19 protein-coding genes and 1 riboswitch are annotated in these 26,349 nt (G+C 43.4%); of the genes, 18 read left to right on the top strand and 1 reads right to left on the bottom strand.

Annotation, left to right across the window (positions count from 1 at the left end; translation table 11 throughout):
- Positions 1 to 51: 51 nt before the first annotated feature.
- The 18 genes from thrA to WAA86_RS07395 all read left to right on the top strand — a co-directional run bounded on the left by thrA (position 52) and on the right by WAA86_RS07395 (position 24,898).
- Entirely contained in the window at positions 52 to 3,438 is a 3,387-nt protein-coding gene (gene thrA, locus WAA86_RS07480; RefSeq protein WP_337300378.1) for a bifunctional aspartate kinase/homoserine dehydrogenase I, read from the top strand.
- Between the two features lie 2 nt (positions 3,439 to 3,440).
- A complete protein-coding gene (locus WAA86_RS07475; RefSeq protein ID WP_337300377.1) occupies positions 3,441 to 4,607 on the top strand; it encodes a trans-sulfuration enzyme family protein in 1,167 nt (388 codons plus the stop codon).
- 80 nt (positions 4,608 to 4,687) lie between these two features.
- A complete protein-coding gene (locus tag WAA86_RS07470) occupies positions 4,688 to 5,098 on the top strand; it encodes an RrF2 family transcriptional regulator (protein WP_337300376.1) in 411 nt (136 codons plus the stop codon).
- A gap of 188 nt (positions 5,099 to 5,286) precedes the next feature.
- Positions 5,287 to 5,550, top strand: a complete 264-nt coding sequence (locus WAA86_RS07465) for a DUF2061 domain-containing protein (RefSeq protein ID WP_337300375.1) — start codon at positions 5,287 to 5,289, stop codon at positions 5,548 to 5,550.
- 36 nt (positions 5,551 to 5,586) lie between these two features.
- The gene (locus tag WAA86_RS07460) at positions 5,587 to 6,210 is read left to right on the top strand and encodes a phosphoadenosine phosphosulfate reductase domain-containing protein (RefSeq protein WP_337300374.1); all 624 of its coding nucleotides are present in this window, start codon (positions 5,587 to 5,589) and stop codon (positions 6,208 to 6,210) included.
- Between the two features lie 41 nt (positions 6,211 to 6,251).
- Positions 6,252 to 7,223 (top strand): sulfate adenylyltransferase subunit CysD, encoded by a 972-nt coding sequence (gene cysD / locus WAA86_RS07455; protein WP_337300373.1) that lies wholly within the window; start codon positions 6,252 to 6,254, stop codon positions 7,221 to 7,223.
- A gap of 90 nt (positions 7,224 to 7,313) precedes the next feature.
- Positions 7,314 to 8,561 carry a sulfate adenylyltransferase subunit 1 gene (locus WAA86_RS07450; RefSeq protein ID WP_337300372.1) on the top strand — a complete coding sequence of 416 codons (1,248 nt, stop codon included), beginning with the start codon at positions 7,314 to 7,316 and terminating at the stop codon, positions 8,559 to 8,561.
- A 112-nt stretch (positions 8,562 to 8,673) separates the two neighbouring features.
- On the top strand, positions 8,674 to 10,764 hold the full coding sequence (locus tag WAA86_RS07445; protein ID WP_337300371.1) for a HEPN domain-containing protein: 2,091 nt from the start codon (positions 8,674 to 8,676) through the stop codon (positions 10,762 to 10,764).
- Positions 10,757 to 11,527 carry a uroporphyrinogen-III C-methyltransferase gene (gene cobA, locus WAA86_RS07440; RefSeq protein ID WP_337300370.1) on the top strand — a complete coding sequence of 257 codons (771 nt, stop codon included), beginning with the start codon at positions 10,757 to 10,759 and terminating at the stop codon, positions 11,525 to 11,527. Before WAA86_RS07445 ends, cobA begins: the two co-directional genes overlap by 8 nt.
- On the top strand, positions 11,524 to 12,588 hold the full coding sequence (locus WAA86_RS07435) for an NAD(P)/FAD-dependent oxidoreductase (protein ID WP_337300369.1): 1,065 nt from the start codon (positions 11,524 to 11,526) through the stop codon (positions 12,586 to 12,588). Before cobA ends, WAA86_RS07435 begins: the two co-directional genes overlap by 4 nt.
- Positions 12,589 to 12,718: 130 nt before the next feature.
- Positions 12,719 to 12,869, top strand: a riboswitch (SAM riboswitch).
- Between the two features lie 182 nt (positions 12,870 to 13,051).
- Positions 13,052 to 14,059, top strand: coding sequence for a homocysteine S-methyltransferase family protein (locus WAA86_RS07430; RefSeq protein WP_337300368.1), 1,008 nt, complete (start codon positions 13,052 to 13,054; stop codon positions 14,057 to 14,059).
- A 41-nt stretch (positions 14,060 to 14,100) separates the two neighbouring features.
- The gene (locus WAA86_RS07425) at positions 14,101 to 14,454 is read left to right on the top strand and encodes a four helix bundle protein (protein ID WP_337300367.1); all 354 of its coding nucleotides are present in this window, start codon (positions 14,101 to 14,103) and stop codon (positions 14,452 to 14,454) included.
- Entirely contained in the window at positions 14,455 to 17,214 is a 2,760-nt protein-coding gene (gene metH, locus WAA86_RS07420; protein WP_337300366.1) for a methionine synthase, read from the top strand.
- A 205-nt stretch (positions 17,215 to 17,419) separates the two neighbouring features.
- The gene (gene metF / locus WAA86_RS07415; RefSeq protein ID WP_337300365.1) at positions 17,420 to 18,373 is read left to right on the top strand and encodes a methylenetetrahydrofolate reductase [NAD(P)H]; all 954 of its coding nucleotides are present in this window, start codon (positions 17,420 to 17,422) and stop codon (positions 18,371 to 18,373) included.
- A 116-nt stretch (positions 18,374 to 18,489) separates the two neighbouring features.
- Positions 18,490 to 19,590, top strand: coding sequence for an acyloxyacyl hydrolase (locus tag WAA86_RS07410; protein ID WP_337300364.1), 1,101 nt, complete (start codon positions 18,490 to 18,492; stop codon positions 19,588 to 19,590).
- 96 nt (positions 19,591 to 19,686) lie between these two features.
- Entirely contained in the window at positions 19,687 to 20,412 is a 726-nt protein-coding gene (locus WAA86_RS07405; RefSeq protein ID WP_337300363.1) for a head GIN domain-containing protein, read from the top strand.
- A 94-nt stretch (positions 20,413 to 20,506) separates the two neighbouring features.
- On the top strand, positions 20,507 to 21,586 hold the full coding sequence (locus WAA86_RS07400) for a serine hydrolase domain-containing protein (RefSeq protein WP_337300362.1): 1,080 nt from the start codon (positions 20,507 to 20,509) through the stop codon (positions 21,584 to 21,586).
- Positions 21,587 to 21,742: 156 nt separating this feature from the next.
- Positions 21,743 to 24,898, top strand: a complete 3,156-nt coding sequence (locus tag WAA86_RS07395; protein ID WP_443217576.1) for a VPS10 domain-containing protein — start codon at positions 21,743 to 21,745, stop codon at positions 24,896 to 24,898.
- A gap of 80 nt (positions 24,899 to 24,978) precedes the next feature.
- Here the strand turns inward: WAA86_RS07395 and gldA are convergent, their stop codons facing one another.
- On the bottom strand, positions 24,979 to 25,875 hold the full coding sequence (gene gldA / locus WAA86_RS07390) for a gliding motility-associated ABC transporter ATP-binding subunit GldA (protein ID WP_337300360.1): 897 nt from the start codon (positions 25,873 to 25,875) through the stop codon (positions 24,979 to 24,981).
- Positions 25,876 to 26,349 lie beyond the last annotated feature (474 nt).

Below are 26,349 nucleotides of genomic sequence, written 5' to 3'. Positions count from 1 at the left end.
GACCCTGATCGGAAATCTATGTGAAAAGTTCACCTTTAATTTGACTGCCATATGTTGAAGCATTTAAAGATTGATAATTACAAGACCTATAGTGGGAGCAGTTTGGATATTTCATTGTCCTATCAGCTTTTCGGTCCAGAATTGCACACCGCCCCTATCGTGCTGGTAAACCATGCGCTTACCGGAAATTCTGATGTCGCCGGGGAACACGGTTGGTGGTCGGCCTTGATTGGTGATGATAAGTGTATTGATACCAAAAAATATACTGTCCTCTGTTTTAATGTGCCTGGCAATGGGTACGATGGCTTTGTGATTGATAACTATAAAGATTTTGTAGCCAGGGATATTGCCAATATCTTTTTGCAAGGGTTGGATTTATTGGAAGTTAAAAGGCTATATGCCTTGATCGGTGGCTCTTTGGGAGGAGGTATTGCCTGGGAAATGGCGGTTCTAAAGCCCAATCTTACCGAACATCTGATTCCAGTGGCCTCGGATTGGAAATCTACAGATTGGTTGATTGCCAATTGTCAGATCCAAGAACAGTTTTTGGTGAATTCCAAACAGCCTGTCCAAGATGCCCGTATGCATGCCATGCTGTGCTACAGGACCCCCGAGTCATTTAAGGAGCGCTTTCAAAGAAGCACCAATGAAGAGTTAAAAGTATTTAACGTAGAGAGTTGGTTGTTGCACCATGGGAATAAATTACAGGAACGCTTTCAACTATCGGCCTACAAATTGGCCAATCAATTATTAAAGACCATAGATGTGACCAGAGGAGGAGAGGATCGGTTTTTGAAATTGCAAAAGAGCGATACCAATATTCATATCATAGGGGTAGATTCGGATCTGTTTTTTACTGCAAAAGAAAATAAAGAGACTTTTAAACAATGGGCCCAGGCCAATAGTAAGGTAACCTATGGCGAAATCCATTCGCTCCACGGACACGATGCTTTTTTGATAGAATTTGATCAGGTGCAGGAATTGCTCAAAGGTATTTTTGATCAAAACGGGGATTCCAAAAGGATCAAAGTATTGAAGTTCGGTGGAAAATCTTTGGCCAATGGGGAGGGAATAGATAGGGTATTGGATATCATTACCTCCAAGGTGAACGATGGCGAAAAAATTGCGGTGGTATTGTCTGCCAGAGATAACGCAACCGACCAGTTGGAGGCCATTTTGGATAAGGCGGCCCATGGAAAGGATTATTCCGAGGATTTTGAAGCTTTTGAGAGGTATCAAAGACATACCTACAACAATGTGGATTTGTCCAAGGAATTCTCTGAACTCGTCAAATTGCTGGAAGGGGTGTCCCTTCTAGGCGATTATAGCTCCAAGATCAAGGACCAGGTGTTGTCCTATGGGGAACTGATTTCTGCCAAACTGTTGACAAAACTATTGATCGGAAGAGGTGTCAAGGCCAAATTGTTGGATTCGAGAAACTTGATTAAAACCGATGGCACCTATGGGGATGCCCAAGTTTTGGATGGCCTTTCCAGGGATAATGTGGTCTATGAATTTGGGAAATTGGAAACAGATAGTGTTGCGGTCATTGCAGGTTTTATTGCCTCAAACACAGACAATGCAACTACGACCTTGGGAAGGAACGGCAGTAATTATACCGCCTCCTTGTTGTCTAACTACCTCAATGCCGAAGAGTTGCAGAGCTACACCCATGTGGACGGGATTTTTACGGCGAATCCGGATTTGGTGCCAGATGCCAAGATTATTTCAGAGCTTTCTTATGGGGAGGCCAATGAGCTGGCCAATTTTGGAACGACCATATTGCATGCCAAGACCATTATTCCGTTGATCGAGAAAAATATTCCGTTACGGATTTTGAACACCTTCAATAATGACAACCAGGGTACCCTTATCAGTGCAAAAACCGATGTGGAGGGCATCAAATCCCTTTCTGTATTTGAACATATGTCCCTGATTAATTTGGAAGGTCGCGGTCTCTTGGGCAAGGTAGGGGTAGATGCCAGGATTTTTAGGGCCTTGGGCGATAATAAAATCAGTGTGAGCATTATTTCACAAGGATCTTCTGAGAGGGGGATCGGATTGGTTGTGGCCACCGACAAGTCGGTCTTGGCAAAGATGGCCCTTGAAAAGGAGTTTGAACACGATTTCCATTCCCAGGATATCAGTATGATCACCGTGGTTGAGGATGTTTCTATCATTTCCATCATAGGGGAGGACTTGAGCACTTTTCACAAGCCATATAATGCCCTGATAAAAAACCAAATAGTACCCTTGTTGTTCAATAATACGGTATCGGGGAAGAACGTGAGTTTGGTGCTTAAAAAATCGGACCTGCACAAGGCACTCAATGTAATGCACGGCCAGATATTTGGCATCAGCAAAAAGGTGAACATTGCCGTTTTTGGGCATGGAAATGTAGGGGGAACCCTAATTGACCAGATATTGAAATCTTCCAAGAAGATAGAAAAAAGGAACGGCATACACCTCAATGTTTTTGCGGTTGCCAATTCCAAAAAAGTACTCTTTAATTCGAAAGGCATATCCAAGAATTGGAAGTCGGATATTGTTTCAAAAGGCCTGGAATATCAATTACAGGATATTTTTGATTTTGCCAGGAACCATCATTTGGAAAATTTGATCGCTGTAGACAATACTGCCAATCGGGATTTTGTGGCCCATTACTTCGATTTTGTGGAAAACGGCTTCGATCTGGTATCCTCCAACAAGATCGCCAATACCTTGGGTTATGATTTCTATCAATTGCTGCGGGAAGAGTTGGACAAGCATCAAAAGCAATACCTTTACGAGACCAATGTGGGAGCAGGATTGCCCTTGATAGATACAATCAAATTATTGCACATGTCCGGGGAAAATATCACCAGGATAAAAGGAGTTTTTTCTGGTTCCTTGAGCTATATTTTCAATACCTTTTCAGAGGTAGACACACCATTTTCCAGTATTCTAAAGGAGGCCATGGAGAAAGGGTTCACAGAACCGGATGCCAGGGAGGATCTTTCCGGAAATGATGTGGGCAGAAAACTACTTATCCTAGCGAGGGAGCTTGACCTGAGCAACGAGTTTGCAGATATTGAAATACAAAACTTGATCCCCAATGAATTAAGGGAGGGGTCTGTTTCGGATTTTTTACAACATTTGGACGTGTTGGATGAAAAGTTTGAAAAAATCAAAAAAGAACAAAAGCCCAACCATGTACTGCGGTATGTAGGAGACCTTTCCGGGGATCTTCAAAAGGAGAAAGGCGTATTGCAGGTAAAATTGATATCGGTACCCAAAGAAAGTGCCTTGGGCCAAGTGAAGGGATCGGATTCCATCATTGAGATCTATACAGAATCTTATGGTGAAAAGCCTTTGGTGATCCAAGGTGCAGGAGCCGGAGCTGCGGTGACCGCTAGAGGGGTTTTTGGAGATATATTACGAATTACAGAGAAAAGTTGATTATGAAAAAAAGACAGTTTGAAACGGAAGCCATAAGGACCCAAATGGAAAGAAGTCAGTATTTGGAGCATTCGACGCCCATGTACCTGACCTCCAGTTTTGTTTTTGAGGATGCCGAGGATATGAGGGCATCCTTTGCCGAGGAAAAAGAAAGGAATATCTATTCCAGATACAGCAATCCCAATTCATCCGAGTTTATAGAGAAGGTATGTAAAATGGAAGGAGCTGAGGACGGGTTTGCCTTTGCATCGGGTATGGCAGCCGTTTTTTCAACCTTTGCGGCTCTTTTGGAAAGTGGTGACCATATCATCTCTTCCCGTAGTATTTTTGGCTCTACCCACAGCCTTTTCACCCAATTTTTTCCGAAGTGGAACATCAATACCAGTTATTTCAATATAAACGAGGTAGATACCATTGAAAGCCTGATCACCCCAAGGACCAAAATAATCTATGCAGAATCTCCGACCAATCCGGGGGTAGATATCTTGGATCTTGAAGTTTTGGGCAAGATTGCCAAAAAACACAATTTGATCTTTATTGTGGACAATTGTTTTGCTTCACCCTATTTACAGCAGCCCATAAAATTTGGTGCGCATCTGGTCATTCATTCTGGGACCAAGCTGATGGACGGTCAAGGCCGTGTCCTGGCAGGGATCACCGTTGGAGGCAGGGAATTGATGGACAAGGTATATAGGTTTTCCCGCATTACGGGTCCAGCCCTTTCGCCCTTCAATGCCTGGGTCCTTTCCAAAAGTTTGGAAACCTTGTCGGTACGGGTAGACCGCCATTGTGAAAATGCCCTAAAGCTAGCCCAATTCTTGGAGGAACATCCCAAGGTCAATTGGGTAAAATATCCCTTTTTGAAGTCGCACCCCCAATATGAAATCGCAAAGAAGCAAATGAAAGCTGGAGGATGTGTCGTTGCCTTTGATGTGAAGGGCGGGGTAGAGGCTGGAAAAAAATTCTTCGATGCCATTAAATTACTGTCATTGTCCGCCAATTTGGGGGATGCACGCAGTATTGTGACCCATCCTGCTTCAACCACCCACAGTAAACTGACATCGGAAGAGCGGTTGGGAGCCGGGATTACGGATGGTATGGTGAGAGTATCCGTAGGATTGGAACATATTGATGACATCATTGCCGATATAGATCAAGCCCTAGGTTAATTGGTAGGAATGGACCACCTCCAAAAAAAACAGGAGTATCGGTAGTACTAAGCAATTCCAAATTTTCCTATATTCGTGGGATGCTTTCTAAAAAGACCAAATACGGATTAAAGGCACTCACCTTTTTGGCCATCCAAAAGGATAGGGAGCCCGTGCAAATTGCCGAAATTGCCAAGCACGAGAATATTTCCCAAAAGTTTTTGGAAAGCATCCTGCTCACCTTGCGTAAAACGGGCTTTTTGGGCTCCAAAAAAGGAAAGGGAGGGGGCTACTACCTGATAAAGGAGCCAAAGGATATCCCTATGACCACGGTAATGCGGGTTTTGGAAGGACCCATTGCCCTGGTGCCTTGCGTTAGTCTCAATTTTTACGAAAAGTGCAGTGACTGCCCCGATGAGGATAGCTGTTCCGTTCACAAACTTATGATTCAAGTAAGGGACAGTACATTGGAAGTTTTTGGTAACAATACCCTCGCCGATCTAATTTCTTAAGCACATTTTTTTAGGTTACTGCCAGATTTCAATGGGAAATCCTCAAAATTCTCAGGTATTTTTAATTAATCTACTAAAACTATAGGGTAAAAGTAATATTGATCTTTCTTTTGCGTCCAAGTTTCAAAATAAATTCTATTTTTGCTTACTCTACTAAATCTATAGGGATTTAGATTAAATTGTTTCACATGATTGCAGATCAATTGATATTAGATAAAAAATCAAATAGTACGAGCTATAGTTCTGATAGAAAATCGGAGCGTCCAAAGAGGAGTATCGTAAAATCTATTAGCTGGAGAATTATTGGAACCTTGGATACCATATTAATTTCTTGGATGGTTACAGGAACTGCCAAAGTGGCCATTTCTATTGGTGTGGTGGAACTGTTCACTAAGATGTTGTTGTACTTTTTTCACGAAAGGGCATGGAATGCCATAAACTGGGGCAAATAACGGGCATTGAATTTTTAAGTATTTAAATCAAGGAAAATGAAATTTACGGAACAACAGATAAAAGACCTAAACGCCCAATTCAAAGGGATCCCACCTGAGGAAATCATTTCCTGGGCTTTTCAATATGCCCAAAATGCGGTGGTTACCACAAATTTTAGGCCTTATGAAGTAGCTATTTTACATGCTGTAACGGATGTTGAAAAAGATGTTCCGGTCATCTGGTGCGATACGGGCTACAATACCCCCAATACCTATAGGCATGCCGAGGAGTTGATTGACACCTTAGGATTGAACATAAAATTATATGTGCCCAAGCAGACGGCCGCACATAGGGATGCCATAATGGGTATCCCCGATATTGAAGACCCTAGGCACGCCATTTTTACGGAACAAGTAAAATTGGAGCCTTTTAAAAGGGCCATGGAGGAGCATAAGCCAGATGTCTGGTTCACCAATTTGAGAAAGGGTCAGACCGCCTTGCGTGATACCTTGGATATCTTGAGCCAAAGTAAGGATGGGGTATTAAAGGTGAGTCCGTTTTATCATTGGAACGATGCCCAGTTGGATGCATATCTCGCTCATCTTGGTTTGCCCAATGAGCATAAGTATTTTGACCCGACAAAAGTATTGGAGAACAGGGAGTGTGGATTGCACACTTAAGTAAAGAGCGCATTAATTAAACATTTCTACTTCCTTATGGAATGGGAAATAAAAAAATAGAAAGTTTGGAAACAGCAACAATAGATTCACAACAGCTAACAAAAAGTTTGCAAGCAAGGGTTTTGGACAACAATGCCCTGGAGAATGAAGCCATTTACATCTTTAGAGAGGTTGTGGCCCAATTTGAAAAACCTGTATTGTTATTTTCGGGTGGCAAGGATTCCATAACCTTGGTGAGATTGGCACAAAAGGCCTTTTTTCCGGCAAAAATCCCATTCCCATTGATGCACATAGATACAGGGCACAATTTTCCGGAAACCATTGAATTCAGGGACAAACTGGCGAAAGAACTGGGTGTTGAACTGATCATCCGCAAGGTGCAGGATTCCATAGATCAGGGCAAGGTGGTAGAGGAAACCGGAAAATATGCCAGTAGGAACATGTTGCAGACCACTACACTTTTGGATGCTATTGAGGAATTTAAGTTCGACGCCTGTATAGGGGGTGCCCGAAGGGATGAGGAAAAGGCGAGGGCCAAGGAGCGTATTTTTTCTGTTCGTGACGACTTTGGACAATGGGACGAGAAAAACCAGCGTCCAGAATTGTTCGATATGTTGAACGGGGAGATAGAGATAGGCCAGAATGTTAGGGTCTTCCCAATCAGCAACTGGACCGAACTGGATGTCTGGAGTTATATCCAAAAAGAGGACATTGAGATCCCATCCATATACTTTGCCCACAAGCGCAAAATATTTCAAAGAGATGGATTGATCTGGTCAGCGGAAGACGGAGTGGTATTTAGGGCAGAAGATGAAAAGGTAGAGGAAAGAACGGTAAGGTTTAGAACCGTTGGGGATATGTCCTGTACGGCGGCCGTATTATCCCATGCAGATACCATTGATAAGGTAGTTTCCGAAATAAGGGAATCAAAAATATCTGAACGCGGTGCCCGAATAGATGATAAGCGTTCCGAGGCGGCGATGGAAAAACGCAAGCAACAAGGATATTTCTAGAGCATTGGTCCGATATCGGAATCCAACAATCCAAAATCAAAAGATAAGAACATAATAAAGATCCTCTCCTTGGGAGAGGCGTAAAAAGTAATGGAAGTACTAAAAATAGCAACAGCAGGAAGTGTGGATGATGGGAAGAGTACCTTGATCGGAAGGTTGCTTTACGATACCAAATCCCTTACCGATGATAAGTTGGAGGCCATAGAGCGCAGCAGCAGGCAGCGAGGGTATGATTATTTGGATTTTTCGTTGGCTACTGACGGACTCGTAGCGGAAAGGGAACAAGGCATTACTATTGATGTGGCCCATATTTACTTTTCCACACCTACCAAAAGTTACATCATTGCCGATACCCCGGGACATGTGGAGTATACCCGGAACATGGTTACCGGTGCATCAACCTCCCAAGTGGCCATTATACTGATCGATGCTAGGAAAGGAGTTATAGAACAGACCTATCGCCATTTCTTTATCAATAACCTATTAAAGGTCAAAGACGTGATTGTTGCTGTTAACAAAATGGACCTGGTAGACTATTCTGAAGCGGTTTTCAATGATATCAAAAGGGATTTTGAGGCCTTGAATGCGAAGAGTACCTACCAAGAGCAACAGGTAAGCTATATACCGGTTAGCGCACTAAAAGGAGATAATATTGTAAAAAGAACGGAAGCCATGTCATGGTACACGGGCGATACCATTCTGGGACATCTGGAAAATTTGGAGGTCGCCGATGTCCATGAGAAAGGTCAGGTGCGTTTTCCCGTTCAGACCGTCATCCGACCCAAAATGGACGAATATCATGATTTTAGAGGCTATGCTGGTAAAATATATGGTGGTAGCTTAAAAGTGGGTGACAATGTTACCGTTTTGCCTTCCTTGACGCAATCCAGGGTAAAGGAAATTTACTTTTTTGACAAAAATTATGACGAGGCCGTTGCCGGAAGTTCGGTCAACATAACCTTAGAGGATGATATCAATATCACCAGGGGGGATATGTTGGTCAAAAGCAACGAACTGCCAAAAATAGAAAAGCAGATCACCGCAACCGTTTGTTGGATGGATGGAAAGCAATTGCTGCCAGGAACAAAATACCTGGTTCAGCACAACACCAATAAGGTATTGTCAAAGATAGATGCCATCAAAAATGTGGTATCCACGGATTATACAGGTGTAGCGGATGCCAACAACAAATTGGCCTTGAACGAAATAGGGGAGGTAAGTATTAAATTGAGCAGACCCATTTATTTTGATGCCTACAAGGACAACAAATCCAACGGGTCGTTTATACTTATAGATACCCAATCCAATACAACAGCTGGAGTTGGTTTTATAAACTAACCCATGTTGAGAACAAAATAAAATAAACGTTCTTGTTATTATTATCCTATTAAGTATATAGAATATATAGGAATGTAACAAAACAGTCAATAATCATTAGAGAAGCGTTCCTATGCAAAGTTTTAGAACAGAAATAGAAAATCCGATAGTACAAAAGGATATCATTGATTTGGAGGCCAAAATACGCCAGTTCCACGAAGGAAAATTGGACGAGGAGAAATTTAGAAGTCTCCGTTTGGCTAGAGGGGTTTATGGACAGCGTCAAGAAGGGGTTCAGATGATACGTATTAAATTGCCTTATGGCAAAGTATTGTCCAACCAATTGCGCAGGATCTGTGATGTTTCTGAGGAGTATTCCACAGGACGACTTCATATTACTACCAGGCAGGACATTCAGATCCATTATGTAGATCTTAATCGGACTCCGGAACTATGGGCCCAATTGGAACAAGATGATGTTACATTAAGGGAAGCTTGTGGTAATACGGTAAGAAATGTAACTGCAAGTGAAACGGCAGGTATAGATCGGGAGGAACCCTTTGATGTGTCTCCCTATGCACATGCCCTGTTCCAATACTTTTTAAGAAACCCGATAAGCCAAGAAATGGGGAGGAAGTTCAAAGTGTCCTTTTCTGCCAGTGACGCCGATACGGGACTGTCGTATATGCATGATCTGGGCTTTATTGCCAAGCTCGAAAATGGGGTGCCCGGTTTTAAGGTGATGTTGGGCGGTGGTCTGGGCTCCCAGCCACGCCATGCAGATGAATTGTTTTCTTTTTTGCCGAGTGATCAGATCATTCCTTTGATGGAAGGGGTGGTACGGGTGTTCGATCGTTATGGGGAACGTAAGAGCAGGGCCAAGGCCAGGATGAAATTCTTATTGAAGGATTTAGGTCTTGATGGTTTTAGGGAGTTGCTCGAAGCAGAGCAAAAAGCAATACCATTTAAAACGTATCCTATTGACGCAGCTGCCTATCCGCAACCGAAAATAGCGGATGTAAAAGCACCGGAGGTGAACATTCATAATCAAGAGGCTTTTGAAAATTGGAAAGCCACCAATATAGTGCCTCAAAAACAAACAGGATTTGTCGCCATAGGGATCAAGGTGAAACTTGGCGATTTTTATATAGATAAGGCTCGTGCCTTGGCAGATTTGGTAGAGAAATATGCCGCAGGGGAAATACGTTTGTCGTTGCGTCAGAATATCCTGATCCCGTATGTAAAGGACAGCTTATTGCCATTGTTTTATGTGGAATTGGAAAAATTGGGATTTGCCGAAGCCGGCTACAACAAAGCGTTGGATATAACGGCCTGTCCCGGAACGGATACATGTAATCTGGGGATTGCCAGTAGTACAGGTATTGCCGCCGAATTGGAAAGGGTGATTGCCACCGAATATCCACAATATATCAAGAACCCTGATGTGGTCATCAAGATCAGTGGTTGTATGAATGCCTGTGGACAGCACAATATGGCCAATATAGGGTTTCAGGGGATGTCCATCCGGACCAAGGAAAAATTGGTTGCTCCGGCATTACAGGTATTGCTTGGAGGTGGAAATTTTGGAAACGGTAAAGGATTGTTTGCCGATAAGGTAATCAAGGTGCCCAGTAAAAGGGGGCCGGAAGCATTACGGCTGATATTGGACGATTTTGAAGCCAACGGCAACGGACAGTCATTTGTGGATTATTATGTGGGGAAAGGCCAGATCTATTTCTATGATTTCTTAAAGCCTTTGGCAGATATCGAGAACCTCACCCAAGACGACTTCATCGATTGGGGGAATACCGAGGAATATGTTCAGGCCATTGGGGTCGGTGAATGTGCCGGAGTGGTCATTGACCTGATCGCCACCTTATTGTACGAGTCAGAGGAAAAAATAGCCAATGCACAGATAGCCTTGGAAGACCAAAAATGGGCCGCCAGTATCTACCATTCCTATACCTCTATGGTCAATTCTGCCAAGGCATTGTTGACATCGGAAAACCATAAGACCAATACCCATGCAGGGATCATCAAGGATTTTGATACGGTTTTTGTAGAATCGGGAAAAATAAGCTTGGATACTTCTTTCGAAGTATTGGCTTTGCAATTGAACAAAAACGAACCTTCTGAAGCCTTTGCCAAAGCATACGTGAATGATGCGAATGCCTTTTTGAAAAAGGTAGCGGCCTACAGAAAATTAGAATTGGAACATGTTTAAAGAACCTAAATTAACCGTAGTGGGCGCAGGCCCAGGGGATGTGGAGTTGATCACCTTGAAGGCGATCAAAGCTTTGGAAGCTGCCGATGTGGTACTTTATGATGCCCTTGTAGATCCGGAACTCTTGGCCTATGCCAAAAAATCGGAGCATATTTTTGTGGGCAAGCGCAAAGGTTGTTATGCTTATCAACAGGACCAGATCAATGAACTGATTGTGAGCAGGGCACATACCCATGGGCATGTGGTACGCCTCAAAGGGGGAGATCCCTTTGTTTTTGGCAGGGGAGCGGAGGAAATGGAATATGCCGCTGCAGCAGGTTTAGCGGTAGCCATGGTTCCGGGAATATCCTCTTCTGTGGCCGTACCGGCCTCACAGAACATACCCGTGACCAAAAGGGGGGCGGCAGAAAGTTTTTGGGTGATTACCGGAACCACAAAAGACCATCAATTGTCTACCGATGTTGCCTTGGCAGCCAAGAGCAATGCCACCGTGGTGATATTGATGGGCATGTCCAAGTTGCCGGCCATTGTAGAGCTGTTCAAGCAAGAAGGTAAATCAGAATTGCCAATTGCCATAATCCAAAATGGGACTAGGGAAGATGAAAAAGTAGGCGTTGCAAAAATAGCAACCATAGAAGCTGAGGTGGCCAGACAAGAACTGGCAAATCCGGCCATAATAATCATTGGAGAAGTAGTTAAACACAGGGCCGCCATTTTAGAGGTTGCCCAAGAATATAAACAAGTAGAAAGTCAGAAGTTATGATAAAGACAGATATACTGATCATTGGAGCGGGACCTACAGGGTTGTTCACTGTATTTGAGGCAGGATTATTAAAATTAAAAACACATTTGATAGATGCATTGCCACAACCAGGTGGCCAATGTTCGGAAATCTATCCCAAAAAGCCCATCTACGATATTCCGGCATTTCCGGAAATCTTGGCTGGTGACCTTGTCAACAACCTTATGGAACAAATAAAGCCTTTTGACGCTGGCTTTACATTGGGGGAAAGGGCAGAAACCTTGGAAAAGTTGGACGACGGATCTTTTATCGTTACCACCAATAAAGGAACAAAACACCATGCCCCAGTAGTGGTTATTGCAGGAGGTCTGGGATCTTTTGAGCCTAGAAAACCATTGATCCCCAACATTGCCAATTATGAAGATAAAGGGGTCTCCTATATGATCAAGGACCCAGAGGTCTACCGCGATAAAAAAGTGGTGATTGCCGGAGGTGGTGATTCCGCACTGGATTGGGCCATATTCTTGGCAGACGTGGCCTCAGAAGTTTCTTTGGTGCACCGCAGAAATGAGTTTAGGGGAGCTTTGGATTCCGTAGAAAAGGCAGCGGAATTGGCAAAATTGGGCAAGATCAGATTGTTTACCGAGGCCGAAGTGGTTGCTGTTCAGGGTAAAGACAACTTAGAGTCGGTAGTAATCAAACATAATGACGCCGCAAAAGGGGAGACTTTTTTGGAAGTGAACGATTTTATACCCTTGTTCGGCTTATCACCAAAATTGGGACCCATTGGCAACTGGGGCTTGGAAATCGAGAAAAATGCCATTAAGGTTGATAATTCCTATGATTACCAAACCAATATTCCCGGGGTATACGCCATTGGTGATGTAAACACCTATCCCGGCAAGCTTAAATTGATCCTCTCGGGCTTCCATGAAGCGGCCGTTATGTGCCAAAGTGCCTATCAGCGCATAAATCCAGGAAAGAGATATGTGATGAAATACACAACCGTTGGTGGTGTGGAAGGATTTGACGGCACCAAAAAAGAAGCCAAAAAGGAAGTGGTACAGAGTATATTAGCTTAGATTAAATTTGAATTAGTCTAAAAACCTTCCAGAAGCTAATATTTCTGGAAGGTTTAAAAAAAACCTACTTTCCTTGTTTTTAAACATACTGTGGTGTTACTTTGCACTTAGTTCATTACCAAAACTGAAGACGTTATCAAGAAAGGCGGAGGGATTAGACCCAATGAAGCCTTAGCAACCCTTTTTTCAATACCTATACCATAGGGATGAACAAAGAAGGTGCTACATTCTAATCCAAGTACTATTCCTCAAAGGAAGTTCGGTACGGGAGTAGATAACCTAAAGAAAGACATCATTGTCTACAACTTTCCTTACTTGATACTTTAATTTTCTTGGTCCATTCGTTGTTTCGAATAGGATCACAGGTTTGTCATTGTCTTTTGTTTCATGCAATGGACCATAATTGCATTTGAAGTCCCCTTGGGTACACGTCCAGTGATTGGAAGAACAAAATATTTAGATTATGAAGCATATTGAGGATTTGTTGAAAGAGCGTGTCTTGGTTTTGGACGGTGCCATGGGTACCATGCTCCAACGCTATAAATTTACCGAGGAGGATTTCCGTGGGGAACGTTTTAAGGATTGGGGCCATCCGTTGCAAGGGAACAACGACCTACTTTCCCTGACTCAGCCCGAGGCCATTGCCGAGGTACACCGTAAGTATTTTGAAGCGGGGGCCGATATAGTGGAAACCAATACCTTTTCAGGGACCACCATTGCCATGGCCGATTATAATATGGAACCCTTGGTTTATGAATTGAATTACGAATCGGCACGAATCGCCAAAAAGGTTGCCGATGAATTCACCGCCAAGAATCCGGATAAACCAAGATTTGTAGCGGGTAGTATAGGACCTACCAATAAAACGGCCAGCATGTCCCCGGATGTGAACGATCCTGGCTTCAGGGCCATTTCTTTTGATGAATTGAGAATAGCCTACAAACAACAGGTGGAGGCTTTGTTGGATGGGGGCGCCGATTTATTATTGGTAGAAACCATTTTTGATACCCTCAACGCCAAAGCCGCCCTTTTTGCCATAGAAGAGGTAAAAGAGGAAAGGGATATAGATGTTCCCATTATGGTAAGTGGGACTATTGCGGATGCATCTGGGCGTACCCTTTCTGGACAAACGGCCGAAGCTTTTCTTATCTCCATAAGTCATATTCCCATCCTTTCCGTAGGTTTTAACTGTGCCCTAGGTGCCAGTCAATTGGTGCCCCATTTGGAAGTATTGTCGGGAAAAACGGATTTTTTTGTATCGGCCCACCCCAATGCGGGATTGCCCAATGCATTTGGGGAATATGACGAGACACCGGCACAGATGGCCAACCAGATCAAGGAATATTTGGAAAAAGGATTGGTGAATATTGTAGGGGGATGCTGCGGGACCACCCCGGCACATATCAAAGCCATTGTAGAAGTAGTAGAAAGTTATAAGCCACGGAAATTGTTGGTTGAAGGTGTTTCGTAGTTGGTTTATAGTTGATGGTTGATAGTTTATAGTTGAAGGTTATGGAATATATAGAATTAGAGGTTTGGAAGGAGTCAAGGAAATTGGTAAAAACCCTTTATCAAATTACCAGCTCATTTCCTCAAATGGAGGTGTATGGTTTAACGGCTCAAATGAGAAGAAGTGCAGTTTCTATACCTTCCAATATTGCGGAGGGATGTGGAAGAAAAACCTCTGCAGACACCGTTCATTTTTTACATATTTCCCGTGGATCTTTGTATGAATTGGAAACACAAATATATTTGGCTTTGGATCAAGAATATATGGATGAAGAAGGAACTGCTTCAATTTTAACGCAAATTGAAACAAACAAGAAATTATTGAACGGATTTATCAATTATTTTAAAAATAGATAATTGAAAGAAGATGAAACTTTTCAAGCAACAATTAACAAACAACTATCAACCGTGAGGTACTTAAAATTATCGGGTCTTGAACCCTTGGTCATCACTCCGGAGAGTAATTTCGTGAATGTGGGGGAGCGTACCAATGTGGCAGGGTCCAAAAAATTCCTTCGCCTGATCAAAGAGGAGAAATTTGAGGAGGCCCTGGATATAGCACGCGAACAAGTGGAAGGAGGTGCACAGATCATCGATGTGAATATGGATGACGGACTCATAGATGGCAAAGAAGCCATGGTGAAATTCTTGAACCTAATTGTGGCAGAACCTGATATTTCCCGAGTACCTATCATGATAGATAGTTCCAAATGGGAAATTATAGAGGCCGGACTCCAAGTGGTCCAGGGGAAATGTGTGGTGAATTCAATCAGTCTAAAGGAAGGGGAGGAAGAATTTATCCGCCATGCCAAATTGGTCAAAAGATATGGGGCCGCGGTCATCGTCATGGCCTTTGATGAGGTAGGACAGGCAGATAATTATGAGCGGAGGCTTGAAATATGCAAGCGTTCCTATGATATCTTGGTGAACAAGGTGAAATTCTCCCCCGAGAATATCATTTTTGATCTCAACGTATTTCCCGTTGCCACAGGAATGGATGAACATAAGCGCAATGCAATCGATTTTATTGAGGCTACGGCTTGGGTAAAAAAGAACCTTCCACATTGTAGTGTCAGTGGGGGAGTAAGCAATGTGTCCTTCTCCTTTAGGGGCAACAACCCGGTGAGGGAGGCCATGCATTCTGTATTTCTTTACCATGCCATCAAGGCAGGGATGAATATCGGAATTGTAAATCCTACCATGTTGGAGGTTTACGATGATATTCCCAAAGATCTACTGGAGCGCGTAGAAGATGTGATCTTGAACAGAAGGGACGATGCTACGGAACGATTGCTGGATTTTGCAGAAACCGTTGTGGGAACGGCCAAAGAAAGTAAGGTGGACCTTACCTGGAGAACGGAAGGCCTACAGAACAGGATTACGAGGGCCTTGGTGAAGGGAATAGACCAATACATCTTGGAGGATGTGGAAGAAGCCAGGCAGAGTGTGGACAAACCCATCAAAGTGATCGAAGGCCATCTGATGACCGGGATGAATGTGGTTGGCGACCTTTTTGGCAGCGGTAAAATGTTTTTGCCCCAAGTGGTGAAATCTGCCAGAGTCATGAAAAAGGCCGTGGCCTATCTGCTGCCCTACATAGAAGAGGAAAAATTGAAGAATCCTTTGCCTGAAGGGAGCAGTTCCTCGGCAGGAAAAATATTGATGGCCACCGTAAAGGGCGATGTGCACGATATCGGAAAGAACATCGTAAGTGTGGTTCTGGCCTGTAACAATTATGAGATTGTGGACCTTGGGGTGATGGTTCCCCCGGAAAAGATCATCAATGCCGCCAAGGAACACCAGGTAGACATTATTGGCCTCAGTGGATTGATCACTCCGTCCTTGGATGAGATGGTTTTTTTGGCCAAGGAAATGGAGCGCCAGAATTTTTCCGTTCCCCTCCTGATCGGGGGCGCAACAACAAGCAAGGCCCATACTGCGGTTAAGATAGACCCACAGTACAGGAATGCCGTGGTCCATGTCAATGATGCCTCAAGGGCGGTTACCGTTGTTGGGGACCTGTTGCAAAAAGAGACCTCAAAATCGTATAGGGATGCTATAAAAACTGATTATGAGGAATTTAGGCAGCAATTTGCAAAACGCGGTAAAAGAAAAGAGTATCTGCCCTTGACCGAAGCAAGAAGGAACAAATATAAGATCGATTGGGACCCAAAGGATATTGTAACCCCCAAAGAACTGGGGATACAGGTTATTCAGGATTTGGAATTACGAAAATTAAAGGATTTTATCGATTGGACCCCATTTTTTAGAAGCTGGGAGCTGCACGGCAAATTTCCGGAGATCCTTACCGACAAGGTGGTGGGAAAAGAAGCGACGGATCTGTTCAATGACGCCCAAGAACTTTTGGAAAAGATCTTTGAGGAGAAATTGCTCACCGCCAAGGCGGTGTTTGGGCTGTTTCCTGCGAACACCATTGATGATGATGATATTGAGGTGACCGTGCCCCAAGACCACCATGCCAAGAAACATCAGGAAGACAAGAAGTTTGTTTTCAGGACTCTTCGCCAACAGCTAAAAAAATATGAGGGCAAGCCAAATTTTGCCCTCGCGGATTATATTGCCCCAAAGGAAACTGGGATCCAAGATCATTTGGGCTTGTTCTGTGTTTCTACAGGTTTTGGAACTGCCGAATTGGCTGCTTCCTATGAAAAGGATCTGGACGATTACAATTCCATCATGATCAAAGCTTTGGCAGACCGTTTGGCAGAAGCTTTCGCGGAATATCTGCACAAACAGGTCAGGGCAGAACACTGGGGCTATGCCCCGGATGAGACCCTGACCAATGAGGAACTTATATCAGAGGCCTATAAAGGAATACGTCCGGCACCGGGATATCCTGCCTGTCCGGACCATTTGGAAAAACTGACCTTATGGGAACTGTTGCGGGTAAAGGAGCGCATTGGCGTAAAACTTACCGATAGTTTGGCCATGTGGCCCGCAGCCAGTGTCAGTGGCTACTATTTTGCCCATCCGAAAGCACGGTATTTTGGGGTTGGGAAAATAAAGGATGATCAAGTGTACGATTTTGCCAGGCGCAAGGGAATCTCAGAAGAGATGGCCGAAAAATGGTTGGCCCCAAATATTGCCGATGATTGACAAAGCCATTGGTCAGCTACAATTATGCGTTAGGGATAGGAGCGATATCCTTTTTATGGCAGCTCCCAGGATATGGAAACGAAGAACGTAGTATGACATAAAAATATAAAGCGGATAGCGCGTTAAAACGCCCAAAGAGAATTAGTAACAAGGAAAAATACCTGAAGAAGCCGTAAAGTAGGAACGTAACGGCAGGGAAAAGAAGATGAAAGTAACAGACCACATACAAAGCGCCAAAGGGAAAACATTGTTCTCCTTTGAGATCATACCTCCCGTAAAGGGCAAGAACATTCAGGAGCTCTACGACAACATAGACCCTTTGATGGAATTTAAACCGCCCTTTATTGATGTGACCACGTCCCGCGAAGAATATGTCTATATAGATAGGGCCGGCCTATTGGACAAAAAACTGACCCGCATGCGTCCGGGAACGGTAGGGATCTGTGCTTCCATTAAACACAAATACGATGTGGATACGGTTCCCCATGTGCTCTGTGGAGGATTTACCAAGGAAGAAACGGAATACCTTTTGGTTGATTGCCATTATCTGGGCATCCAAAATGTGATGGCCCTCAGGGGTGATGCCATGAAGGAGGAGAAATATTTTAACCCAGTTCATGGAGGTCATGCCTATGCCCTTGGATTGGTAAAACAGATCCAAAATCTGAACCAAGGAAAATACTTGCACGAAGTAATCGAGACCGATGAATGTGCCGATTTCTGTATTGGTGTGGCCGGATACCCAGAAAAACACCTGGAAGCCCCTTCATTGCAATCGGATCTGAAAAGGTTGAAGGAAAAAGTGGATGCCGGTGCAGACTATGTGGTGACCCAGATGTTTTTTGACAACCAGAAATACTTTGAATTTGTGGACGCCGCCAAGGCCATAGGTATCAATGTACCTATTATTCCCGGGATTAAGCCCATTGCCGTAAAAAGGCACCTACAATTATTGCCACAGGTATTTAGGATCGATATCCCTCAAGATTTGATTGATGCCGTGGATGATTGTAAAAACAATGCTGCGGTAAGACAAATCGGGATAGAATGGGCCATACAACAGTCGAACGAGCTCAAAGCGGCAGGAGTGCCCGTACTGCATTACTATTCCATGGGAAAATCGGATAATATCAAGGCAATAGCGCAAGGAGTATTCTAAAGAGTTCTACTTTTTCGAAACCATACGCCGTAGGTAGTGTTAAAGTCGATTGTATTTATAACAATTGGCTTTTTCAGAGCATACCGACTTAAATGTATTTCCTATTTTTACGCCCCATGACTAGAATCTTATCTATCGCCTTCATTTTTGTAGGTGCCCTAGGCTTTTCACAGACGGATGCCACTCCAGAGAAATATACAGTGGATGCCAATCAGTTTTATGGGTCCGTTATTTTGCACAATCCGGATATCTCCCATTTGATAACTGACCACCCTGGAGGTCTGATCCTTGGGGTGAACAGGAAGACCTATGGTCATGAGAAATGGGAGGCGGAGTACAACTATCCGGATGTGGGCTATTCCTTCATCTACCAGGATATGAACAATGGGACTCTTGGAGAGAATTACGGATTGTACGCCCATTATAACTTTTATTTATTGCAGAGAAACCTACAATTTAGAATAGGGCAGGGAATTGCCTACAATACCGATCCCTATGAAAAGGCCGAAAACTTTAGAAACAACGCCTATGGGTCCGATTTTTTAAGTTCCACCTATTTGATGTTGAACTACCATAAGGAAAATATCATCAGAGGACTGGGGTTTAAAGCGGGCCTATCCCTGATACATTATTCGAACGCCAATTTTAGGGCCCCCAACACCTCTACCAATACTATGGCCTTTAATGCCGGACTGGTATATGATTTGGATGGAGGGGAAATCATAGAGTACATCCCTGCTGGTGAGCGGGAAAAGGTCACGGAACCCATTCGTTACAATTTCGCCTTTAGGACGGGGATCAATGAAAGCGATGTTGTCAATTCCGGACAGTATCCATTTTATATTCTTTCGGCCTATGCCGACAAAAGATTGGGAAGAAAAAGCGCTCTCCAGTTGGGAGGGGAAGTATTTTTTTCTAAATTTTTAAAGGAATTGATCAGGTTCCAGGCCATTGCCTTTCCGGAATTGGATGTTGCAGCAGATGATGATTACAAAAGGGTAGGGGTTTTTGTTGGTCACGAGTTGTTCATTAACCGCATGTCGGTCATTTCCCAATTGGGCTATTATGTGTATTACCCCTTCGATTTTGAAGGCAGGGTCTATAACAGAATTGGGCTGAAACGCTATTTTGGGGATAATTTATTCGCGGCCATTACCCTAAAATCCCATGGGGCAAAGGCGGAGGCAGTTGAATTTGGAATTGGGATAAGGTTATAATGAAAGCCTATCATAAGAAATAGAAATATAATAAGATTGATGATGCACCGTGCTAAAATATGGTTCAGGACTTTCAAGGTATTATCCTTTTTGTGGATGGTACTCCTAATTTCCTGCAACAGTGAAAATGCCTCCGATTGTTTCCAAAATGCAGGGAGGTTGGTCGTGGAGGAGGTTGAGGTTTCCGCCTTCAACAAGATTACGGTCTACGACAATGTGGAATTGATCTTGAAACAAGGGGATGACACGAAGGTGGAAATAGAGACTGGGGAATTTTTGCGTAATGAGGTTACCGCAGAGGTTGTGGAAGGTAGATTGTTATTACGGGACGATAACAATTGTAATTTTACCCGTAAATACAACCTCACCAAGATCTATGTAACCGCTCCGGATATTGTGGAGATCAGAAGCAGTACAGGGTTCCCAATATCCAGTGACGGGGTGCTAGGTTATCAGAACCTGACCTTACTATCAGAGTCTTTTAATGTGCCCGATGCTGAAAATACTAGCGGCTCATTTGACCTGCAATTAAATTCCGAAACGGTACGGATTGTTTCCAATGGGATATCCTATTTTAAACTACAAGGGAATACGGTAAATTTCAACATTGTGTTCGCTGCAGGCGATTCCCGCTTGGAGGCCAATAATTTGATAGTGGAAAATATTACCTTGAACCACAGGGGAACCAATGATATGCTCTTGTACCCTACGCAATCATTAAAAGGGACCTTAAGGGGTACTGGTGATGTCATTAGTTACCAACGTCCTTCCGTAGTAGAGGTAGAAGAAATTTATAAAGGCCGACTCATTTTTCGGGATTAGTGGTTCTGTTTTGTAGGTATTTTACCAAGGGTGTTGGCCTCAGCGCAGTTGGATCAGCTTGTGATGGAATACTTAACCTTATATTTTACCGTATATGAAAATTCCTCTTTTTACATATCTCAAGGATTTTTTCGTTTCCCAAAGGTTATTTGGTGCGGGTATTGTTGCCAAAGATTTGGTGCAAGCAGATCTTTTGTTTCAAGAACTTATCCGTGATAGGAAGATTCCTGGCCTGGCAGTTACCGTAATAAAAGATGGGGATACTGTTCTGCAAAAAGGGTATGGCCATGCGGATCTGGAAACCAAAAGGAGAATAGACCCTCGGCATACGATGTTTCGGGTAGCCAGTGTTTCCAAGCCTATAGCCGCTGTGGCCCTGGCACAAATGGTAGAGGAAGGCCTGGTAGATCTGGATGCCTCTTTTTATGATTATGTCCCCTACTACCCGAAAAAACAATACGATTTTACCTTAAGGCAATTGGCAGGTCACACCGCTGGAATCAGGGGTTATCAGGGAAAGGAGCACGGATTGAACAAGCCTTATTCCATTAAGGACAGCATAGAAATATTCAAGGACTCAGACCTGCTCTTCGAACCGGGAACCAGCTATCACTACAATAGTTTTGATTGGGTCCTGGTCTCTCTTGCCATGCAGGAGGCCAGCGGAGTGCCTTTTGATGTGTATGTAAGGGAAAAAGTATTAAAGCCTTTGAAAATGGGGCACACCACAGCCGAAGATGCCAATAAGAGCTATCCCAGGGCAGCGACCTTTTATTCCAAGAACAGAATTGGCTTTAGAAAGGCTATTCCGGTCAATAATTGGTATAAACTTGCAGGAGGCGGATTCCTTTCCACCTCCGAGGATATTGCCATTTTTGGGAAGGCCCAGCTCGAAAAAAAGGTGACGGATGAAAATACTTGGTGCCAATTTATAACTTCCCAAACGATAAACGGGAACCCTACCTATTATGGGTTGGGATGGCAAGTAAGCCAAGATCATAAAGGAAGACCTTTTTATGGTCATGTGGGCAACGGGGTAGGGGGGTATTCCAATTTATTTGTATATCCAAAACAGGGGGTTGTCTTTTCAATTCTGGTGAACTGTACCAATCCTGAAATCCAGAAAGAGTTGGATCATATAGTTGATGTGATATTGGAAAATCTGATGGGATAGGTATCTTAGTTTTGGAAGATTTTACCTCAGGGGTGGATTTCTTTTTTAAATTCTTGCGAAAAGATTCTTTATATTTATGCGAACCGACCAACATTGAAACGATTCTTTGATGATGGGTCGGGATTAAAATATAAATAACCCAACTAAACCAAAATGATGAGCATTGTTCGTTTACTCTTGTTTACTTGCCTCTTGGCACCTTTATTTTTATATCCACAGCGCAGCAAAAAGAAAAATTCAGGACCGGAAACCGTATTGGTGGATAAGGATTTTCACCAATTGAAGTTCCGAAACATTGGACCGTTCAGGGGAGGTAGAAGTGTTACCAGTACAGGAGTGCTGGACCAGCCCATGACCTATTATATGGGCTCTACCGGAGGTGGGGTTTGGAAAACATTGGATGACGGAATTACCTGGAAGAATATTTCTGACGGATTTTTTAAAACCGGTACTGTTGGCGCCATTGCCGTGGCCGAAAGTAATTCAAATATCGTGATCGTTGGTATGGGTGAGCATGCTGCCCGGGGGGTAATGACCTCCATGGGGAACGGGGTCTATAAATCTACGGATGCTGGCAAAACATGGAAGCACATAGGGCTCGAGTTTACAAGACATATTTCGGATGTGGTCATTGATCCAAACGATTCCAATATTATATTTATTTCGGCCCAAGGGGCACAATATGGGCCTTCAAAGGAGCGTGGAGTTTACCGTTCCAAAGATGGGGGAACCACTTGGGAAAAAGTCCTTTATGTGGATGATACTACAGGAGCATCTTCGTTGAGCATGGACATGAACAACCCAATGATCATGTATGCCAGCATGTGGGACCACCAACGGTTTCCTTGGACGATGGTCTCTGGTGGCAAAGGTTCCGGACTATACAAAACCACTGACGGCGGAACCACTTGGGAACAGCTAAAGGAAGGTTTGCCAAAGGTAATGGGGAAATCTGGAATTTCCGTATCCCGCGCCAATTCCGATAGGGTTTATGCGGTATTAGAGGCGGAAGGCAAACAAGGAGGGGTATACCGATCTGATGACGGGGGAAAAAAATGGAAACAGACCAGTAAGGATAGGATCAATATAGCCAGATCTTGGTACTATATGGAAATTTTTGCGGATCCTCAGAATGAAGATTGGGTGTACGTACTGAACGCCCCGGTAACCAAATCCATTGACGGAGGAGTGAATTTTAGTCCCATGGCTACACCCCATGGAGACAACCATCATTTGTGGATACACCCGGAGAACCATGACATCATGATCAATTCCAATGATGGTGGTGCCAACGTTTCCAATAATGGGGGAAAAAGTTGGAGTACTCAAGAAAATCAACCTACCGCCCAATTTTATAGGGTGATCACGGATAATTTGGTGCCCTATAATATTTATGGGGGGCAACAGGACAATTCCTCGGTTTCCATAGTGAGCAGAACAACGGACAACGGAATAGATTGGAAGGACTGGCATCCGGCCTCGGGTTGTGAAAGTGCTTATTTGGCTTTTGATCCGAACAATCCAGATGTTATCTATGGCGGTTGCTACCAAGGGATCATTGATAAATTTTACAAGGCCTCCCAACAATCAAAATCCATTAAAGCATATCCCGAATTGGGCTTGGGGGTTATTCCAAGTGAATTTAAGTTTCGCTATAACTGGAACGCACCCATCATAGCCTCTCCCCACGATGTCAATACCATCTATCATGCGGGGAATGTTGTTTTTAAAACTACGGATGGAGGTACCACCTGGGATATCATTTCAGGTGATCTCACCAGAAATGACAAAAGTAAGCAGGGGCCCGGCGGTGGTCCGTTCACCAATGAGGGAGCAGGGGGTGAAAATTATAATACGATTATGTATTTGGTGGAGTCGCCCCATGAAAAAGGGGTGCTCTGGGCAGGATCTGATGATGGACTTGTTCATATTACCAAAGATGGAGGAAAATCATGGCAAAATGTGAGTCCAGCCGGATTGGGAGAGGGGATCGTAAATCATATAGAAGTATCCCCCCATAATCCTGCCATGGCTTATGTGACCGTTATGAAATACAAATTTATGGACCTTGCCCCTTACGTCTTTAAGACCGCAGACTATGGTGCCACCTGGTCCAAGGTGGTCAATGGTATTACAGACCCCCACACTTTTGTCAGGGTGGTAAAGGAAGATCCTGTGAAACCGGGGTTGCTCTACGCAGGTACGGAGACCGGTCTTTATATTTCTTTGGATGCTGGGGCCAACTGGCAACCTTTTCAATTGAATCTGCCCGTAGTGGCCATCAATGATTTGGCCATTCATGACAATGACCTTATTGTTGCCACGGCAGGCAGGTCTTTTTGGATCTTGGATGATTTGTCGGCCATTCAAAATACGGGTTTCAATAAAGAAAGTATTTCCCTTTTCAAGCCCAAGGATACCTATCTGCTATTTGGAGGCAGTAGTAATGAGCCTATGCCCGGAATTGGACAAAACCCTAAGGAAGGGGTTACCATGGATTATTATTTGCCCAAGGCCATGGATAGTCTGGATTTAAAATTGGAAGTGTTCAAAGGGGATAAACTGATCAGGACTTATATCAACAAAAAACCTGAGGATTTTAAATCATGGCCGGGAGGTCCTGCCAAGCCAGAGGTGCTTTCATCAAAAAAGGGGTACAATCGCTTCACCTGGGATTTTAGAACCGGGGACCTACCGGTGGTAGACAAGGTGTTCTCTATGGGCGGCAACAGCGGTTACAGGGTAGGGCCAGGGGATTATACCTTAAAATTGAGTTCGGAAGGAACAGTTTCGGAGACCACGGTGACTATCAAGGCAAATCCAAATATTGAAGCCGGTAGTGGTGATTATGAGGAGCAACAATCCATGTTGGCCAAAATAGACCAGACCATCAATGATATGCACGAGGCCGTAAATCAAATGCGCTCTGCCAAAAGCCAGATTCAGACCTATAAAAAGTTACTCGATAAAAATACCAATATCAGTGGCGTCCAAGCATTGGTAGTGTTGGGGGACTCCCTGGTAGATAGGATAGAAACTTGGGAGGAGAATCTGATACAACCCAAACAGGAGACCTTTCAGGATGTCATCAATTTCAACAATAAGCTAAGTGCCCAATTGCTGTATTTGAAAGGGTTTATGGATGAAGCCTATCCCAAGGTGACCCAAGGTGCCAAAACCCGATTGACCGATTTGTTGGGCCAATGGGATGCGTTTAAAAATGAGCACGATACCATTGTGGTAACCGAAATGAAGGCGTATAACGATATGTACAAAAGCTTGGAAATTCCAGCTTTGATCATGGGCCAATAACACGTTTAAGGTAGACGGTCCAGTCCTAATAAAAAAGAGCCTCCAGTGGGGGCTCTTTTTTTTTGTGACAATAGTATTGTTTACATGTTGGTCAATTCTGTGAACAGACTTTCCAAATTCTTGTTCTTTCTGCTTAATTGAAGGGTTTTGAGTTTGTTGTCATGGGCAAAATCAAATACAACGGGTCGCATATCTATGGTAGTATTAAAGGTGATGTCATAAATGAATCCACCCACATTTTTTACGGTGACCACATTAGGCAATTTTTGTAGAAAAGCTTCCTCTACACGGTAGTCAAACTCAACTTCTATGATTTGCTCCTCTTCGGACCTTAATTCTTCCAATTTTTTATCGGCCACGACCACCCCTTTGTTGATAATGATGACCCGGTCACAAACGGCTTCTACCTCTTTCATGATATGGGTGGAGAGCAAAATGGTTTTTTGTTTGCCGATCTCTTTGATCAGTTTTCGAATCTCCAAAAGTTGGTTGGGATCCAGTCCAGTTGTAGGTTCATCCAAAATAAGTACTTCTGGATCGTGCAACAAGGCGGCGGCCAACCCAACCCTTTGGCGGTATCCTTTGGAGAGTTGTCCAATTTTTTTGTGCGCCTCAGGAGTCAATCCTGTTTGCGCTATGACCGTTTCTATACGTGCTTTTTCTACCTTATATACATTAGCGTTGAATTCCAAATATTCCTTTACGTACATGTCCAAATAGAGAGGGTTGTGTTCTGGTAGGTATCCAATACTTTTTTGGACTTCTTTTTTATGGCCCCGTACATCAAATGAATTTACGGCGGCATCCCCAAGATCAGCGGAACTGTAGGTGGTAAGGATTTTCATCAGGGTAGATTTTCCAGCACCATTGGGTCCCAAGAATCCTACTATTTCCCCTTTTTCGATGGAAAAGGAGATATTTGACAGTGCTTTTTGGGAACCAAAACTTTTGGAGATGTTTTTGACCGCTATGGACATAAAGATATTTTTTCCCAAAAATAAAGTAAAATAACGAAACGGGGATTCATAATTATTTGGAGATGGCAATTGAATCTGGGCAGGCCGTCTTGGGCCATGGCATATTTTGGATGAGCGCTATTTGATGCTTTGGAATCATTTAGAAATTCCATTATTCGCAATAAATGTTATTTTTTAGTTCCTTATGCATGACAATTGTGTAATTACTTGAAATATTTGAAAAAAGAATCCCGTAAAACTTGATTTTTGAATATAATATTTAACTTAGCGCAACATTGTATTCGAAAATGACAAAGCAATATATCTGGAACGGTTTTTATTTCTACTTCTTTTTTAAGAGAGGTACGGGACTGTTCTAGCATATTTTAAAAAATATAGATAGTAAAAAAGTCCCGTGAGAACAGGGACTTTTTTTTTGGTCCAAATCCAAAAGACCAACGTACTGGTAATAACTAATATTCCCTAGTAAAACAG

This window comes from Sediminicola sp. 1XM1-17 (assembly GCF_037203765.1).
Classification (GTDB): Bacteria; Bacteroidota; Bacteroidia; order Flavobacteriales; family Flavobacteriaceae; genus Sediminicola.
Note: the sequence above shows the minus strand (reverse complement) of the source record. Positions and strands in the feature narration are given on the sequence as shown.

Coding starts and splice junctions, on each gene's coding strand:
- WAA86_RS07460 (WP_337300374.1), top strand. CDS start 5,587: ATGAAATTTACGGAACAACAGATAAAAGACCTAAACGCCCAATTCAAA.
- WAA86_RS07450 (WP_337300372.1), top strand. CDS start 7,314: ATGGAAGTACTAAAAATAGCAACAGCAGGAAGTGTGGATGATGGGAAG.
- gldA (WP_337300360.1), bottom strand. CDS start 25,875: ATGTCCATAGCGGTCAAAAACATCTCCAAAAGTTTTGGTTCCCAAAAA.
- WAA86_RS07405 (WP_337300363.1), top strand. CDS start 19,687: ATGGTACTCCTAATTTCCTGCAACAGTGAAAATGCCTCCGATTGTTTC.
- thrA (WP_337300378.1), top strand. CDS start 52: ATGTTGAAGCATTTAAAGATTGATAATTACAAGACCTATAGTGGGAGC.
- WAA86_RS07445 (WP_337300371.1), top strand. CDS start 8,674: ATGCAAAGTTTTAGAACAGAAATAGAAAATCCGATAGTACAAAAGGAT.
- WAA86_RS07425 (WP_337300367.1), top strand. CDS start 14,101: ATGGAATATATAGAATTAGAGGTTTGGAAGGAGTCAAGGAAATTGGTA.
- cobA (WP_337300370.1), top strand. CDS start 10,757: ATGTTTAAAGAACCTAAATTAACCGTAGTGGGCGCAGGCCCAGGGGAT.
- metF (WP_337300365.1), top strand. CDS start 17,420: ATGAAAGTAACAGACCACATACAAAGCGCCAAAGGGAAAACATTGTTC.
- WAA86_RS07470 (WP_337300376.1), top strand. CDS start 4,688: ATGCTTTCTAAAAAGACCAAATACGGATTAAAGGCACTCACCTTTTTG.
- WAA86_RS07400 (WP_337300362.1), top strand. CDS start 20,507: ATGAAAATTCCTCTTTTTACATATCTCAAGGATTTTTTCGTTTCCCAA.
- WAA86_RS07435 (WP_337300369.1), top strand. CDS start 11,524: ATGATAAAGACAGATATACTGATCATTGGAGCGGGACCTACAGGGTTG.
- WAA86_RS07395 (WP_443217576.1), top strand. CDS start 21,743: ATGAGCATTGTTCGTTTACTCTTGTTTACTTGCCTCTTGGCACCTTTA.
- cysD (WP_337300373.1), top strand. CDS start 6,252: ATGGGAAATAAAAAAATAGAAAGTTTGGAAACAGCAACAATAGATTCA.
- WAA86_RS07430 (WP_337300368.1), top strand. CDS start 13,052: ATGAAGCATATTGAGGATTTGTTGAAAGAGCGTGTCTTGGTTTTGGAC.
- WAA86_RS07410 (WP_337300364.1), top strand. CDS start 18,490: ATGACTAGAATCTTATCTATCGCCTTCATTTTTGTAGGTGCCCTAGGC.
- WAA86_RS07465 (WP_337300375.1), top strand. CDS start 5,287: ATGATTGCAGATCAATTGATATTAGATAAAAAATCAAATAGTACGAGC.
- WAA86_RS07475 (WP_337300377.1), top strand. CDS start 3,441: ATGAAAAAAAGACAGTTTGAAACGGAAGCCATAAGGACCCAAATGGAA.